We start from the raw sequence: 16282 nt of genomic DNA, 5'->3' as shown, positions 1-16282 counted from the left end.
GTCCCAATTTGAAATTGCTGACGTTTTGAACTTGGTTCTGTGGCGATTGCGATTGGGGCGCAGATTGTAGTGCAAGTTAAAACCAGTAATTTGGTAAAGAGGTGGCTGTGCATGAGTAGTGTGATTGCATGGTAAAAATGACTTACAGTCTGACTATTAGTTTTGAAATTCGTTCACTTTATTTTCTCGCCGATACAATCTTATGAGGAAATTTCCATCGTTTCGCCAGGTAGCAATGGATGTGTCGCGAGATTGTAATCGCCTATGCCACTACGAATTAGACGTAAAGTGGGCAATCCTACCGCGGCGGTCATACGCCTAACTTGACGATTTTTTCCTTCTGATAAGACGATGCAGAGCCAGCTAGTAGGAATGTTAGTTCGCTCCCGAATAGGCGGTGTGCGCGGCCAAATCCATTCTGGCTCCGCAATTTTTACTGCTTTGCAGGGTAGTGTGATGAAATCGCCCAAGTCGAGTGGGTTTGCTAGACGAGTGAGTTGCTCTGAGTTAGCGTTGCCCTCAACCTGAACTAGATAGGTTTTGGCCTCTTTCCAGTTGGGGTGGCTAATCTTATGTTGTAGTTTGCCGTCGTCTGTTAATAAGATTAAACCCTCGCTATCGGCATCGAGTCGCCCAGCGGGATAGATGTTTGGGGTTTTGATGTAGTTCGCTAGAGTTGCACGTGTCGGGTGTGGTGAAAATTGACACATTACGTCAAACGGTTTGTTAAATAAGATAAGTTTCATTGATCTAATCGGTAAAACGGCAAAAATGCACGCCAAAAGCGGTTTTGCGAGTGTCGCAAAATTATGGCATCAAGTAAAATAGTAGTGCATAATACGAAATGGTGGTCTTCTGTCTTATATAAGAGTTTGATTTTTGGTTTGTTTGCATCAGAAAAATCATTTATATACGACATAGAGACATGTTAACAGCAAAGCGTGATTCTATATTCGCAAAGTGTAGTGTAGCGCTTGATCGCACGTATCCACGGAGAAAACGATGTATCAACATATTAAAGTACCTGCAGAAGGTCAAAAAATTACCGTCAATGCTGACTTCTCATTGAATGTTCCAGAAAATCCAATTATTCCTTATATCGAAGGCGACGGTACTGGTGTTGATATCAGCCCAGTCATGATCAAAGTGGTTGATGCAGCCGTGGCAAAAGCGTACGGTGGCAAGCGCAAAATCAGCTGGATGGAAATTTTTGCAGGTGAAAAATCCACTAAAGTGTATGGTCCAGACGTATGGTTGCCAGAAGAAACTTTGGCAGCATTGAAAGACTACGTTGTCTCCATCAAAGGCCCTTTGACAACACCAGTGGGTGGCGGTATCCGTTCTTTGAACGTGGCATTGCGTCAAGAGTTGGATCTCTACGTTTGTTTACGTCCAGTACGTTATTTCAAAGGCGTGCCATCTCCAGTACGTGAACCAGAAAAAACGGACATGGTCATCTTCCGTGAAAACTCTGAAGATATCTATGCAGGTGTTGAATTTGCTCAAGGCTCTGATCAAGTGAAGAAATTGATCAAGTTCTTGCAAGAAGAAATGGGCGTTAAGAAAATCCGCTTCCCAGAAACATCTGGTATCGGCGTGAAACCTGTTTCTATCGAAGGTACAGAGCGTTTGGTACGCAAAGCGATCCAATACGCAATCGACAATGACAAACCATCTGTGACGATCGTTCACAAAGGTAACATCATGAAGTACACCGAAGGTGGCTTCCGTGATTGGGCATACGCATTGGCACAAAAAGAATTCGGTGCAGAATTGATCGACGGCGGCCCATGGTGCAAATTCAAGAATCCAAAAACGGGTAAAGAAATTATCGTTAAGGATTCCATCGCTGACGCATTCTTGCAGCAAATCTTGTTGCGTCCAGCAGAATACAGCGTTATCGCTACATTGAACTTGAACGGCGACTATATCTCCGATGCTTTGGCAGCACAAGTGGGTGGTATCGGTATCGCTCCAGGTGCGAACTTGTCTGACTCTATCGCGATGTTCGAAGCAACACACGGTACAGCACCAAAATACGCTGGTAAAGATTACGTGAATCCAGGTTCCTTGATCTTGTCCGCAGAAATGATGTTGCGTCACATGGGCTGGTTCGAAGCCGCTGATTTGTTGATTTCTTCAACAGAAAAAGCGATCACTTCTAAGAAAGTAACCTACGACTTCGCGCGCTTGATGGAAGGTGCTACGCAGGTATCTTGCTCAGGCTTTGGTGATGTAATGATCGAAAACATGTAATTTTAAGCGTCGTTAAATCCAATTCTCGGGCGCATATCTTCGTTGCAAATGCTCGCAATACCTTGGTATTGCTGTGCTTTGCGCCTCGATCTGCATCCCGATAATTGAATTTTCCGAAGCTTAAAAGAAGCTGAGTGTTTTACTTAAAAAGCCGACTTTTGTCGGCTTTTTTGCGTTTGAAACTGTGGGCGAAATTTTACTTTTGGCGTCATGCCAGACTTGATCCAGTATCTATTTTAAAGGCACGAAGTCATTTAGAACTTGGATACTGGATCAGGTCCGATATGACGGAGCCTCTATATTTGAGATTTCAATGTAGAGCCTGATTGATTTCGACCCTAGGTATTTATGGCTATCGCCAGTAATGTGGCGTGAATGCAGTTTTGCAATCTGCGCGTGCACATGCAAGAAGTTAATTTGTAACGTGGCCGCTAACAAATAAATTTAATAGAGCACGAATTTCCGCTATTTCTTTAGGTCGTTGTTTTTTTTTGTACGTTTCAAGTAGTATTAAATTTTAACCAATATTGGTTGTAAAAAATGAGTAAATCAAAATACCAATTGTCTCCTATTTTTCGTGTCACTGCGGGAATACTAGCGACGGCTTTCTTAACGTTGTTTGCAGTATTTTTATGGGATCGTGAAGTGAGGGTAAAATATACAGAAGTACTTGTTAGCCTTTGTGTTTGCAGCGTGGTATTCGCTTATGGAGCAATAAAGGGAGAAAGCCCTGCATGCATAGAAAATCCTGAAATACTCTCTAATTGGTTTCGAGATTTGATTAGCAAAAAGTGAGCTACTTGATGTTGTTTTAGGTTTATTAAAAGTCGGCATTGTGTGGATACTTTACATTTTTAGCTCACTGAGACAAGACTTACACCCATAAAAAAACCCGCCGCAGCGGGTTTTTTCTTAACATTACAAAATCGGATTAAGGATTTTGGATGTTAGAAGCTTGCTTGCCTTTTGGACCCTGAGTCACTTCGAATGTTACTTTTTGACCTTCTTTCAAAGTCTTGAAGCCATTCATTTGGATCGCGGAGAAGTGGGCGAACAAATCTTCACCGCCATCATCAGGAGTGATAAAACCAAAGCCCTTGGAGTCATTGAACCATTTTACGGTACCTGTTGCCATAATACATCTTTCAAATATAAACTAATCACACGAGCCGAAAAAGCAAGAAAACTCAATAAAGCTACCTTTCTTAACCTGCCCACTTCATATTGATAATAAAAACTCAAGTTAGATATCAATAAATATCATTCTTGGCGGAAAAAAAAGTAAAGTCAAGAAAATTAGCTTGTCTATGTAGTATTGTTGTTTTTTTACGTGAAAAGTATTGCTCTTGATCTGCGGAAAATGATCTCCATCTACGAAAGTAGTGACAAACCTATAAAGCATTTCTAGATTTTAAGCTGACAGTTTTCTTGGTTAAATTGCATTGATTAAATAGACTCATTAGTTGTCTCATGAATTGTCTCAAAAATAGATTCAAGCTTCAGCAAGAATTACGTAAGCGCTTTACAATGAATAGACGCACTTTTATTTGTCTAATTTTTGACTTCGACCACGATCAACGTACTAGAATAGACGTATGGGAATAAAGCATGAAAATAGTACGGTACTCGAAAAACAGGCGCAGAAATTAAAGCCGCCTTCGATGTATCAAGTGGTACTTCTGAACGATGACTACACGCCTATGGAATTTGTCGTTGCGGTCATTCAAGAATACTTTAGTAAGGATAGAGAAACCGCGATGCAGATTATGTTGAAAGTACATGTCGAAGGGCGTGGGGTTTGCGGTGTATATACGAAAGATGTCGCATTGACAAAAGTTGAGCTGGTTTTAACACACGCTAAGCATGCGGGTCATCCGCTGCAATGTGTGATGGAGGAAGTATGATTGCGCAAGAATTAGAAGTCAGTTTGCATATGGCCTTTGTGGAGGCACGGCAAGCTCGTTACGAGTTCATCACTGTAGAACATTTACTGTTGGCTCTGCTAGATAATCCATCTGCGGCCGAAGTGATGCGCGCCTGTGCCGTCAATATTGAAGACTTGCGTAAGACCTTGTCTAATTTTATTTCCGACAATACGCCTACCGTGCAAGGTACAGGTGAGGTTGATACGCAACCGACTCTGGGTTTTCAACGCGTGATTCAACGTGCCATCATGCATGTGCAGTCGGCATCGAATGGTAAGAAAGAAGTAACTGGTGCAAACGTGCTGGTCGCGATCTTTGGTGAAAAAGATTCCCATGCCGTGTATTACCTGCATCAACAAGGCGTGACACGCCTCGATGTGGTGAACTTTATTTCGCATGGTGTGCGTAAAGATAGTCACAATGAACCGCAGAAATCTCCCGAGGGAGCAGAGGATGCGCAAGCTGATGCACAAGCTAAAGAAAATCCACTAGAGCAATTTACTCAAAACTTAAATAAAGCCGCGGCAGAAGGTAAGATCGATCCTTTGATCGGACGCGATAGCGAGGTTGAACGTGTGATTCAAATCTTGTGCCGCCGTCGTAAAAATAATCCTCTGTTAGTAGGTGAGGCCGGTGTCGGTAAGACCGCGATTGCAGAAGGACTAGCATGGCGCATTACGCAAAATGACGTGCCAGATATTTTGAGTCAGGCGGTGGTGTATTCGCTCGATATGGGTGCATTACTCGCTGGTACGAAGTATCGTGGTGATTTTGAATTGCGTTTGAAAGGCGTTTTAAAGCAATTAAAAGATGCACCAGATGCGATCCTATTCATTGATGAAATTCATACCATTATTGGTGCTGGTTCTGCCTCCGGCGGGACTATGGATGCATCAAATTTATTGAAGCCAGCTTTGTCCAATGGCCAATTAAAATGCATAGGTGCGACAACTTACACCGAGTATCGTGGGGTATTTGAAAAAGATCATGCGCTCGCACGTCGTTTCCAGAAAGTCGATGTGAATGAACCAACGATAGAGCAAACAGTACAAATCTTGCGCGGATTGAAGTCAAAATTTGAAGAACATCATAATGTCAAATATTCTGCTGCTGCGTTGACGACTGCGGCTGAATTGTCGGCACGTTTCTTAAATGATAGACACTTACCTGATAAAGCAATCGATGTGATTGATGAAGCGGGTGCCGCACAAAGAATTTTGCCAAAGTCTAAGCAGAAGAAAACCATAGGCAAGGCAGATATCGAAGACATTATTTCTAAGATTGCACGCATTCCACCACAAACAGTGAATCAAGATGACCGCAGTAAGCTTCAGACTATTGATCGTGATTTGAAAAATGTGGTGTTTGGTCAAGATCCTGCGATTGAAGCTTTGGCGGCTGCGATTAAGATGTCACGCGCTGGCTTGGGTAAAACCGATAAGCCAATTGGTTCATTCTTGTTCTCTGGCCCGACAGGCGTTGGTAAAACCGAAGTCGCAAAGCAGCTTGCTTTCACTTTGGGTATTGAGCTGATTCGCTTCGATATGTCTGAGTACATGGAACGTCACGCCGTCAGTCGCTTGATTGGCGCGCCACCAGGTTATGTTGGATTTGATCAAGGTGGTTTATTGACGGAAGCGATTACCAAGAAGCCGCACGCTGTCTTGTTACTGGATGAAATTGAAAAAGCCCATCCTGATGTGTTTAATATTTTGTTGCAGGTGATGGATCACGGTACCTTGACGGACAACAATGGACGTAAAGCGGATTTCCGTAATGTGATCATTATCATGACGACCAATGCAGGCGCTGAAAGTTTGCAAAAAGCCTCGATAGGCTTTAGCAATAGTAAGCAAGCGGGTGACGAAATGGCCGACATCAAGCGTATGTTTACGCCAGAATTCCGCAATCGTTTGGATTCGATTATCAGCTTCCGTTCCTTGGATGAAGAAATTATTTTGCGCGTTGTCGATAAATTCTTGATGCAATTAGAAGAGCAATTGCATGAGAAGAAAGTAGAAGCGACTTTCAGTGAAAATCTGCGTAAATTCTTGGCGAAAAAAGGCTTTGATCCATTGATGGGTGCTCGTCCTATGGCTCGTTTGATTCAAGACATGATACGCAAAGCCTTGGCCGATGAGCTCTTGTTTGGGCGCTTGGTGAGTGGTGGGCGTGTTGGTGTTGATCTGGATGAAAAAGATCAGATTAAACTAGAATTTTCAGAAGGTGATGCGCCACCACCAGTCGCATCGCAAGAAGTGGTCGAGGTCGAATAGATTTTTCTTCCAGTATTTTTTAAAAACCCAGACTCTGGTCTGGGTTTTTTTTCGTAAGAACGAGGTCAGTTGCCATCGTCGATGGGTTCTATTCTTTTCAAAGGATTTTACATTTTTGCACTAAAAATGAAAATTTTCTTACGCCTAGTTTGAATAAAAGTGGTCGCTAACACCTTCCTCCAGTATACTGAGCCACCATTTTTCTTGGCCTGTTTGTATAAGCGATCGACAATTTTGGCTAATGTCCTTGCTGAGCTTAAGATGCTGGACTTATTTTTGTATCGAGTAGACGTACGATGAGTACGGCGATCTACTTATTAGATGAAGTCGAAAATTAATAAAAGGGATGTGTAAAACATGAAAAAACGCCTCAATCTTACTACTTACATCATTCTCGGATTGATACTCGGGATCGTTGTTGGCTATTTCGTCAATGCCAATACAGCGAAACCAGGTGACTTTGCCGACATAATGTCTTTGATTACCACAATGTTTTTGCGCTTGATCAAAATGATTATCGCGCCATTGGTCTTTTCTACTTTGGTGGTCGGTATCGCCAAAATGGGCAATGTGAATGAAGTAGGACGAATTGGTGGCAAGGCCGTGGGTTGGTTCATTATGGCGTCTTTGATTTCTTTGACCTTAGGTTTGGTTATGGTCAATATCTTCCGTCCAGGTGACGCGATGCATGCTTTGTTACCAGCTAGCGATGCGATTGTGCCAGGGATTGCAACTACGAGCTTAAGCTGGTTAGGGTTTATTACGCATTTAATACCTACATCCATAGTCGACGGAATGGCAAGAAATGAGATTTTGCAAATTGTCTTTTTCTCAGTTTTTTTTGGTATTGCAGCTGCAGCTGTTGGCGAACGTAGTAAAGTCGTAGTTGACGCGATTGATGGCGTTGCGCACATCATGTTGAAAGTGACAGGTTACGTGATGTATTTTGCGCCTATCGCTGTGTTTGCTGCGGTATCTGGAGTAGTTGCTAAAAATGGCTTAGCTGTCTTGGGTACTTATGGTGTCTTCATGGCGGAATTCTACTTCTCAATTTTGATCTTATGGTTAGTTCTGATATTTATCGGCTTCCTATTCTTGAAAAAACGTGTATTGGGCTTGTTGCGCGAATTGCGCATGCCAACTATTCTCGCGTTTTCGACGGCTTCGTCTGAAGCAGCTTTCCCTAAAACACTAGAAGGTTTAGAGCGTTTCGGTGTAAAGAACCGTATCGCATCATTTGTTTTGCCTTTGGGTTACTCATTTAACCTTGATGGTTCTATGATGTATTGCACCTTTGCTACCGTGTTTATTGCACAAGCCTATGGCATAGAGCTGTCATTGGGAACACAGATCACGATGATGATAGTTTTGATGTTCACGTCTAAAGGCATGGCGGGTGTGCCGCGTGCGTCTTTGGTGGTGATTGCAGCGACCTTGGCGCAATTTAATATCCCTGAAGCTGGTTTATTGCTGTTGTTAGGTGTTGATCATTTCTTAGATATGGCGCGCTCCGCCACTAATGTCATTGGTAATGGTCTAGCTACCGCTGTTGTTTCCAAGTGGGAAGGTGAGTTGGGCGAGCATGTAGAAGGCGATTTAGCCAATCAAAAATTACCCGAATAGGCTTCAATAAGCTTTATTAAGCTTAATTTAAAAGGAATCTTTTTGCTTCCTGCTTGTCCAAGAAACGCTGAATTCTGAAAAGATTCAGCGTTTTTTTATTGACCATCTTACCCGATGAGGGAAACAACAATGAGAATGAAAAAGAATGGTGTGCTGCTGTTGATAGCAGCTAGCGTCTTCACGACGAGTTTTATGCCTGTTGCCATTGCGCAGGTGAATAATCAACTCAATGCGAAGCTCAGTATGGAACAGATTATGGCCAATACGGATTGGATGGGGATTGCTCCCGAGCGTCCGTATTTTAGCCAAGATGGAAAAAGTGTTTATTTCTCTCGCAAGGCAATTGGTTCTGAAATTCGTGATTTATATAAAGTAAATGCAACCGGCGGTGCCGCGCAAAAATTAAGTGCTGCCGAAGTCGTTGTCGCTGAATCTGAACAAAAATTCACTAGCCCTGATCGCACGCAAACTGTGTGGTTGCGCAATGGGAATTTATTTTTATTAAAAGATGGTAAGCGTCAACAAATCACTCGGACTGGCGAGATGAATAATCTTTTAGGTTTTGTGGGGAATGATCAAGTCGCAATGCGTAATGATGGCAAAGTTATTTTGTTTAATTTACGTAATGGCGAGCAAAGCATGTTGGTGAACATCAAAAATGATGATGATCCGGTAACGAAAAAAGAAACGCCCGACTATTTGACGGCACAGCAAACGCGTTTGTTCGACATCATAAAAAAACGCGATGCTGATAAAAAAGAAGCAGAAGCACGTCAACGAGAATTAGCCAGCCAGCCAGCTAGTGCACCGATGCCGATTTATTTGGGCAAAGGACGTGAATTCCGTAGCTTCAGTGTTTCTCCCGATGGTAAGTTTGTTTTAGTCAGCACTGCTGCACCACGTAAAGATGGACGTAACGACAAAATGCCACACTATGTGAGCAGTGATGGCTATGTGAAAATCGAAGATGTACGTAGTAAGGTCGGTACTGGTGCGGACAACGATGAACAGATTTTTGTTGTAGATGTCAGCGCCAATAAAGCGAATAAGCTCAACCTAGATCAGTTGTCAGGTATTAATGAAGATCCCTTATTAGCGCTCAAAACTGATGCCGCAAAGCGCTTAGGAAAGGCTGCGCCTAAAGCAGGAACGCCACGTGCGGTTTATATTAATTTCCGCGGGATACGCTGGAGTGCTTCAGGTCAGCAACTTGCTTTTAGCCTATTCAGTGCCGACAACAAAGATCGCTGGATCTTGAAGATGGATTTAACTGCTGCTGATAAAACGAAGTGGGAGTTGGCGCATCGATTGACTGATCAGGCTTGGGTCAATGATGGCAGTTTTAACGAATTTGCTTGGACTCCTGATGGCAAAGCTTTGTGGTATTTGTCGGAAGAGTCAGGTTATAGCCAGTTGTATGTGCAGCGAGATGGTAAAAATGTCGCGCTGACCAATGGTCGTTTTGAAGTGAATAGTGTACAGCCTACCCATGATGGAAAATGGTTTTACTACCGCGCCAATAAAAAACATCCTGGCATACATGAGGTGTATCGTGTCTCCGCTGATGGCAAACGTGATGAAGCCTTAACCGATATGAATGGCGGTATGGATTTTGAGTTGGCACCGACCGAAGACAAACTTCTACTCACGCATTCCACTACTACACGTCAGCCGGATTTATTCGTACAAGCTGCGGCCCCAGGTGCAAAAGCAATTCGTTTGACAGATTCAACCTCCAAAGCATTTGCGCAGATCGATTGGATTAAACCTGAAATTATTGCGGTGCCGTCTAAGCATGGCGCTGCGCCGATTTACTCACGCGTCTATCGTGATAATAAAACGCAAACTGGCGAACGCAAACCGGCAGTAATGTTTGTCCACGGTGCTGGTTATTTGCAAGCCGCTCATCATGGATGGTCAACATATTTCCGCGAAATGATGTTTCATAATCTGTTGGTGCAACAAGGTTATGTCGTGATTGATATGGACTATCGTGCCTCCGCTGGCTATGGACGAGATTGGCGCAATGCGATCTATCAACGGATGGGGACGCCAGAGTTAGAAGACTATGAGGACGGTCTTGATTGGCTCGTTGATAATGCTAATGTGGATCGTAATCGTGTCGGTATTTACGGCGGCTCCTATGGTGGTTTTATGACCTTCATGGCCTTGTTTAAAACTGATAAGTTCGCCGCCGGTGCGGCATTGCGTCCGGTCGCTGATTGGGCTCATTACAACCACGGCTATACCTCGAATATTTTGAATACGCCCGATGTTGATCCTGACGCTTATGCGCGCAGCTCGCCGATAGAATTCGCAGCAGGTTTAAAACGTCCACTCTTAATTTGCACGGGTATTTTAGATGACAATGTTTTCTTCCAAGACAGCGTGCGCATGGTGCAAAAACTGATTGAATTGAAGAATCCGAATTTTGATTTGGCGGTCTATCCGATCGAACCACACGGTTTCCGCGAAGCCGATAGCTGGTTGGATGAATATCGCCGGATTTATAAATTGATGGAACGCGAGGTCAAAGGCCGTAAATAGCGTAAAGTCGTCGCTCAAAAAAACAGGCAGAGATTGTTAATCCCTGCCTGTTTTTTTTTGAGTTGATATCTTCGTTTCAATAGCTCTGTTTCAATCCTTTAGTTTCAATAGTTTCGTATCAATAACTTATAGTGCGCCACTCTCTTTGATTTCCAAATAGCGATTAACAAGGCTAAAACTAAGTCGCTCGGGCAGTATGTCTATTAATTGTGAGGCGCGTATGCCCAAGCGTTTTATTGCGTGTTCACGTTGTTGTAAGTAGAGAGTGCTTGCAGCATAACGCAATGCGTCGGCATGCTGCTGCACGGGCGTACTTAAGGCTGCATCTAAAGATTTTTCTCTTAGGCTAGCGCACAACACCAGATGTTTCGTTGAGAGTAATTCACAAGCGGTGCGCATCGCTTGATCGTCTTCATCACGCAAATTGGTAATCAGTACCACAAAGGCGCGCTTGTTTAATTGGTGTAAAAGTGTACTGGCCGCTAAGGTGTAATCAGGCGCAACTTCAGTCGCTTGCAGATCATAAACGCCAGCCAAAATTCTATCCAAGCCTACTCGTCCTTTATACGGGGCAAGCCAGCGTTGGTCTCCGCCAAAGGTCATCAAACCAACAGCATCGCCTTGTTTTTGCGCGATAAAACTAAGCGTTAATATCGCATTGAGTGCATGATCAAAATGATTGGTAACACCATCTTGCGCAAGCATACGTCGCCCGGTATCGAGTAAGAAAATAATCTGTTGGTCGCGCTCCTCTTGGTATTCGCGGCTGATGGGTTTTTGATAGCGAGCTGTCGCTTTCCAATCAATAGAACGTTGGCTATCACCTTGGCGATAATCGCGCAGTTGTCGGAAATCCGTTCCCTCACCGCGACGACGTTTACGAATGGCACCCATACTTGGTGAGCGTTTATCGGTCGCATGTAAGTTATTACCTAATAACTTCGAGAAATCAGGGAACACTTTGACACTTTGCGTTTCTCCTAATCGGAATTGACGTTCCCATAATTGGAAATAAGCGCGTACCCGAACGAAGGCCAGCCCAAACTGCGCATCACCACGGTTATTGGGGCGTACCCTATAAGTGATTGCAATAAAACTGTTGGCTGGGACTATGCTCGAATGTGGTAAGCCTTCTAGCTGCCAAGCGCTTGGATAAGCGTCAATGATATCTAGGCGTACTTTCGATTGGCTGGGATTATGAATAGTCAATGTGACCTCATTCCACACATCGACTGGCCATACGCCTTGTAGGCTACGCTTAATTTGTAGATTGGGTGCGCGCCGTAGCTCCCACCAGTCGGCCAGTGTGCAGAGTGCTAGTAATCCAAGTAGCACCCCGACGTAAGTGCCGATTTTGGGCACGGCGACTTGTAAAAAAGCAAGTGCAGCTAGTCCAAAAAAAATCATTAATAAGCGACGGGTAGGCGTCATACGTTGTGCTTTCTCACTTACTTGGTGTAATGCATAATTTTTTAGTTTCAATGAGTTTGAAACTTGATTAAAACTTGGTTGAACCCTAGGCACGTGGCGCCGGGATCTGTTCGATCAGATTACGCAGAATATGGTCGCTGCTTAAGCCATCAAGTTCACTCTCAGGCGATAAGGCAACGCGGTGACGTAGTACAGGTAAGGACGCGGTTTTAATATCGTCGGGAGTTACAAAGTCACGCTTGTTGAGTAGTGCAAAAGCGCGTGCGATACGGATTAAGGCAATCGTGCCGCGTGGCCCGGCTCCGACTGCAATTCCAGCACAATCGCGAGTCGCGCGCACGATACGCACTGCGTAACTTGCGACGGCTTCATCGACACTGATTTGTGCCACTAATTGTTGTAAGGCGATAATCGTTTTAGGCTTGATAATGGTGTTGACCTGTTTCACGTCAAGACCATCCCCAACTCGTTTATGGGTGAGTAGCTGCAGCATCGTTAACTCTTCTGCTTCACTCGGATAATCAATGTAGCACTTCACTAGAAAACGGTCTAATTGTGCTTCTGGTAGTGGGTAAGTGCCTTCGTTTTCCAAAGGATTTTGAGTCGCCAATACCATGAAAGGTGCGTCTAATTCGTGCGATTCATTTTCTATCGTGACCTGACGTTCTTGCATGACCTCTAGCAACGCCGATTGTGTTTTGGCGGGCGCTCGATTGATTTCATCTGCCAGTAAAAGATGAGTAAAAACCGGGCCTTTGCGCACGCTAAAAGTTTGTTGTTTGATGTCGTAAATAGCATGCCCCATGACATCGGCTGGCATCAAGTCTGGGGTAAATTGTACGCGTGAGAATTGACCAGAAAAAGTCTTGGCTAAGGCTTTCACCAACAGGGTTTTGCCTAAGCCCGGTACACCTTCTAATAAGATATGACCACCTGCCAGGCAGCAGGCCAATACTTGGTCAACGACTTCATGTTGGCCCACGACTGCGCGTCTCACCTCATCACGCATACGATTGATAATTTCGTAGGCTTGTTGATATTTTTCTGGAGAGACTCGTGACGAATTATTGTTCGCGTCAGTTGGTGTGTTTGTTGACATCGCAGTAGGGCTGAGGTTTTCAACAGAATTAGGATTTGTGCTCATAATACGCTCTCACTTTTTGGAGTAGTTGAATTTGGCGAGTAAATAAATGCGGATGGTTGGAAGCGGCATCGTGCCATGCATGTGCCAGATGTTCGTGATCAATTTTGCAAACTTGGGCTAGTCGGAGTAATTGTTCTTTGACCGCTAATTTTTGTAGCTCAGGGGCGCGTTTTTGTAGCACTTGTTTAGTGGACAAGCGAACTGCGCTTAGCAGTAAATCGCGACCCACTGGTGTGCTCCAGTTCCAGCGCCCACTGATTTCTATATGTTCCATTAATGATCTGCGTTCCCAGTTTATCTCTGGTAAAAGCGGTCCAAAGCGTGTCATGACGCGCCAAAATAGCAGTAAAACTGTGACGGCAAGTAAGCAAAGCGCTATTGGAAATGTGTTCCAGAGTAGCTCATACCAAGCTGGAATTTTTAATCTTTGTACGATGGTGACGGCTGATTTTTTTTGACTGTTGGTACCTTGATTGGACTGGATTTGTTGGCGTTGCGTCTGATTAAATTCAATCAACGCTAACAGTAATTCAGCATGATCGTAATATTTTAAACCTTGCAGCTCGAAGAGATTGTCGGCTAACAAGGCGATATGACCTTTGCCATACGCATACACTTGTATCACATCAGCATGTTCGTCTGTAAAAAGTGCTCGGTGTTTGTCAGACGTATTTTGTAGTTTTACGTGAGGTTTTCTAATTTTTAGAGGATAAGATGCGCCAGGTAGTTTCAATAAGGTGTTGTGAAAATACTTGACGCCTGTGCGTTCATCGTAGAAAGTAGACACGCCTAAATACTCGCCAATCGGATCGCGTATTAAGGGCGTGGCGGTGCGCTTTTTTGCTTGCTCTGAAGTCTTAGCGGTATTGTTAGGGGTATCGCTGTTAGCACCCTCATTTGTTTCTATATTTTTGTCTGAATCGGTTTCTCGACTCGCATTATCTGTATCTACTTCGCTCTCATCATCTGCAAAATTTTCATTGTTGTCATCGTTAGTGTCTGTATTCACGGGATCGCCTTGCGGAACAACGGTCGGCGCTGCTTTGCCTCTACTAACAATAGATAGTTTAGGAAAAGTAATCAGGGTGTTCCCTTCCGCTATCCAAGCGAAGAGCGCTTGAGATTGTTCTTTGCTCATATAGCCATCGTTGTTGGCAATGATGAGTGTTCCTTTGGGTGCATTTTTGATTACATTCTCGTTCAGAATAGGCGCTAGCTGCACTTGATATTGGCGCTTTTCTAATAGCCGAGTTGCGGCAATCATAGGATTTTTATCAAAAGCGGTGGATGGGTTTTCGATTGCGACCCAAGTCTTTTCTAAGCTTGATATCCACCACGCGATGCCACCTGCGATCATTACGCCTATGATGAGCAAAACAAAACCTAGGGCGCTAAAGCCCCCCAATTTATTTTTATTTGATCGCTTAAATGGATGCAATTCTTTGCGTGCCTGATTCATGTCTGCGCTCCCTTTTTTACTATCGTTTGGGAGCTGCTTGGCGTCGCTGCGTTTGGCTTCTTTAGCGAAAAGATGGCATTCCAATCGAGACAGAGCTTATCAATGTCGTTGGGAAAACGGTGGGCATAGGCGGCATTTAACCAAATGGAAGTACATTGCTCTACGTAGTCAAATATCGGAGTATCGAGTTCTTGCATACTATGTGCAATCTTGGCTAAACGCAGACAATCATTCTCGGTGGCACCGTGGCTGATGACTAAGCCATTTTCATTCACCAAGCGAGAGAGCGTCGCGCGATAGAGTAGCGCAATCGCGGCACGAGCTTGATTGCTATTCCACAATTTGAGTGCTGCCGCGCTGACATCATCAGGCAACGACTCTGGTCGAATGTCCAAGCCCCCAACTTCCGTCGCAAAACGTTTTTTCTCAGGCAAAGTGAAATCCCATATTTGTCTGCGATAACGCAGTAATAGCCACCCTACAAAGAACAAGCCAGAAATAATAGCGACGTATTTGAGTAGCAAGGCGAGCCAACTGAGATCAGCCTTAGCTTGTTTTGGCATCTTGTTGTCGGGGCGTTTCCAGGTTGCTTGACAGCGATAAGGGCGCAAATCTTCGGCACGATAAATCGTATCGATATCGTCTCTGATAGCCTGCTGTTGAGGGCTTTGGGCCGCATCACGTGGTCCAGGCGTTTCTTTTATCCAACTGGGTTTTTCACACTTATCATCATCGCTTTGCGTGGCAACTGATGTTCGATCCGCCGCCGATACTTCATTAGAAGATAGCAATAAGCTAGAGAAACACAGTAAGAAAATAGCGGCGGCTATTTTGCTAGTGTTATTCTTTTTTGGCTGCACGGGTTTTAATTGGCGCAGCATAATTTCTATATCCCATGCCTCCAGACTGGCACGACGATTCAGGTATAAAGTAAAACTGCAAGCGACGAAGATGGGCCCTATGATGCCGACGGCAATACCGTAAGCTGCGAAGCTGGTGAATAACCACAGTGAGCTGCTTTCGCGCATGTTTGCTAAGAAGCTGAGCGGATTAACGATCTGATCGTCGCTCATAAAAGCACCGATCAACGCGAATATGCCCAGTTGTAGTAATCCTTCAAAATGAGCACAAGCTGCGCCGAACCAGGCCGCCGAACTTGCGGTCTTTCTGCCTATGATGCGAATACGATTCGCTGCGATTTTTCCTCGTGCGCCTTCTAGCTGCCAGATAGGCTGATACAGACCACGAGCCGCCGAAAACAGTCTCCACCATACTAATAAGCGAAACCAACCACCACCACATTGACTTGGCCAAGCGCGCAGAGCTTGTTGCCAGCTAACACTTTCACCAAATACACGACGCGATAAAATATACAGTGGTGCTCGCTCTAATAATGGGCGTATCCACCAAGCGATCAATAACCACCAACCGCCACCAAAAAATCCTAGTTTGGGTATGAAAAATGCCGCCAAGCCACAAAGCAAAATCGTGGGTAACCACAGCATTAGCCAAGTGATATAGACGGTGGACGCATTGCTACGCAATAAGGCAAAACCTAGATCCAATGCTTGAGCATTTGGGCGTGGGCGTAAATCGATTTGTAGTTGATCGAGTTGCATGG

General features: G+C 44.3%; 12 protein-coding genes. 6 read left to right on the top strand and 6 right to left on the bottom strand.

What is annotated here, in order from left to right; translation table 11 throughout:
• Positions 1–200: 200 nt before the first annotated feature.
• The gene (locus tag ACFFJH_RS17100; protein WP_390214153.1) at positions 201–746 is read right to left on the bottom strand and encodes a pseudouridine synthase; all 546 of its coding nucleotides are present in this window, start codon (positions 744–746) and stop codon (positions 201–203) included.
• Between the two features lie 256 nt (positions 747–1002).
• Between ACFFJH_RS17100 and icd the strand changes: the two genes are divergently transcribed.
• Both icd and ACFFJH_RS17090 read left to right on the top strand, forming a co-directional pair.
• Positions 1003–2256, top strand: coding sequence for an NADP-dependent isocitrate dehydrogenase (gene icd / locus ACFFJH_RS17095; protein ID WP_390214152.1), 1254 nt, complete (start codon positions 1003–1005; stop codon positions 2254–2256).
• Positions 2257–2796: 540 nt separating this feature from the next.
• Positions 2797–3051: a hypothetical protein gene (locus ACFFJH_RS17090; protein ID WP_390214151.1), complete on the top strand. Its 255-nt coding sequence runs from the start codon at positions 2797–2799 to the stop codon at positions 3049–3051.
• A gap of 136 nt (positions 3052–3187) precedes the next feature.
• Here the strand turns inward: ACFFJH_RS17090 and ACFFJH_RS17085 are convergent, their stop codons facing one another.
• Positions 3188–3391 (bottom strand): cold-shock protein, encoded by a 204-nt coding sequence (locus tag ACFFJH_RS17085; RefSeq protein WP_162021162.1) that lies wholly within the window; start codon positions 3389–3391, stop codon positions 3188–3190.
• A gap of 460 nt (positions 3392–3851) precedes the next feature.
• Between ACFFJH_RS17085 and clpS the strand changes: the two genes are divergently transcribed.
• From clpS to ACFFJH_RS17065, 4 genes are all read left to right on the top strand, one after another.
• On the top strand, positions 3852–4160 hold the full coding sequence (gene clpS / locus ACFFJH_RS17080; RefSeq protein WP_390214150.1) for an ATP-dependent Clp protease adapter ClpS: 309 nt from the start codon (positions 3852–3854) through the stop codon (positions 4158–4160).
• Positions 4157–6457 (top strand): ATP-dependent Clp protease ATP-binding subunit ClpA, encoded by a 2301-nt coding sequence (gene clpA, locus ACFFJH_RS17075; RefSeq protein ID WP_390214149.1) that lies wholly within the window; start codon positions 4157–4159, stop codon positions 6455–6457. The genes clpS and clpA overlap by 4 nt, the downstream gene beginning before the upstream one ends.
• 357 nt (positions 6458–6814) lie before the next feature.
• Entirely contained in the window at positions 6815–8080 is a 1266-nt protein-coding gene (locus tag ACFFJH_RS17070; RefSeq protein ID WP_390214148.1) for a dicarboxylate/amino acid:cation symporter, read from the top strand.
• 129 nt (positions 8081–8209) lie between these two features.
• The gene (locus ACFFJH_RS17065; RefSeq protein ID WP_390214147.1) at positions 8210–10627 is read left to right on the top strand and encodes a S9 family peptidase; all 2418 of its coding nucleotides are present in this window, start codon (positions 8210–8212) and stop codon (positions 10625–10627) included.
• A 126-nt stretch (positions 10628–10753) separates the two neighbouring features.
• Here ACFFJH_RS17065 and ACFFJH_RS17060 read toward each other — a convergent pair whose 3' ends face one another.
• From ACFFJH_RS17060 to ACFFJH_RS17045, 4 genes are all read right to left on the bottom strand, one after another.
• A complete protein-coding gene (locus ACFFJH_RS17060) occupies positions 10754–12058 on the bottom strand; it encodes a DUF58 domain-containing protein (protein ID WP_390214146.1) in 1305 nt (434 codons plus the stop codon).
• An 85-nt stretch (positions 12059–12143) separates the two neighbouring features.
• Positions 12144–13202: an AAA family ATPase gene (locus tag ACFFJH_RS17055; RefSeq protein ID WP_390214145.1), complete on the bottom strand. Its 1059-nt coding sequence runs from the start codon at positions 13200–13202 to the stop codon at positions 12144–12146.
• The gene (locus ACFFJH_RS17050) at positions 13186–14661 is read right to left on the bottom strand and encodes a DUF4350 domain-containing protein (RefSeq protein WP_390214144.1); all 1476 of its coding nucleotides are present in this window, start codon (positions 14659–14661) and stop codon (positions 13186–13188) included. The genes ACFFJH_RS17055 and ACFFJH_RS17050 overlap by 17 nt, the downstream gene beginning before the upstream one ends.
• Positions 14658–16280 (bottom strand): hypothetical protein, encoded by a 1623-nt coding sequence (locus ACFFJH_RS17045; protein WP_390214143.1) that lies wholly within the window; start codon positions 16278–16280, stop codon positions 14658–14660. The genes ACFFJH_RS17050 and ACFFJH_RS17045 overlap by 4 nt, the downstream gene beginning before the upstream one ends.
• Between the last annotated feature and the right edge of the window lie 2 nt (positions 16281–16282).

The sequence above is a fragment of the Affinundibacterium danionis genome, from assembly GCF_042432465.1.
Lineage (GTDB): Bacteria > Pseudomonadota > Gammaproteobacteria > Burkholderiales > Burkholderiaceae_D > Undibacterium > Undibacterium danionis.
Note: the sequence above shows the minus strand (reverse complement) of the source record. Positions and strands in the feature narration are given on the sequence as shown.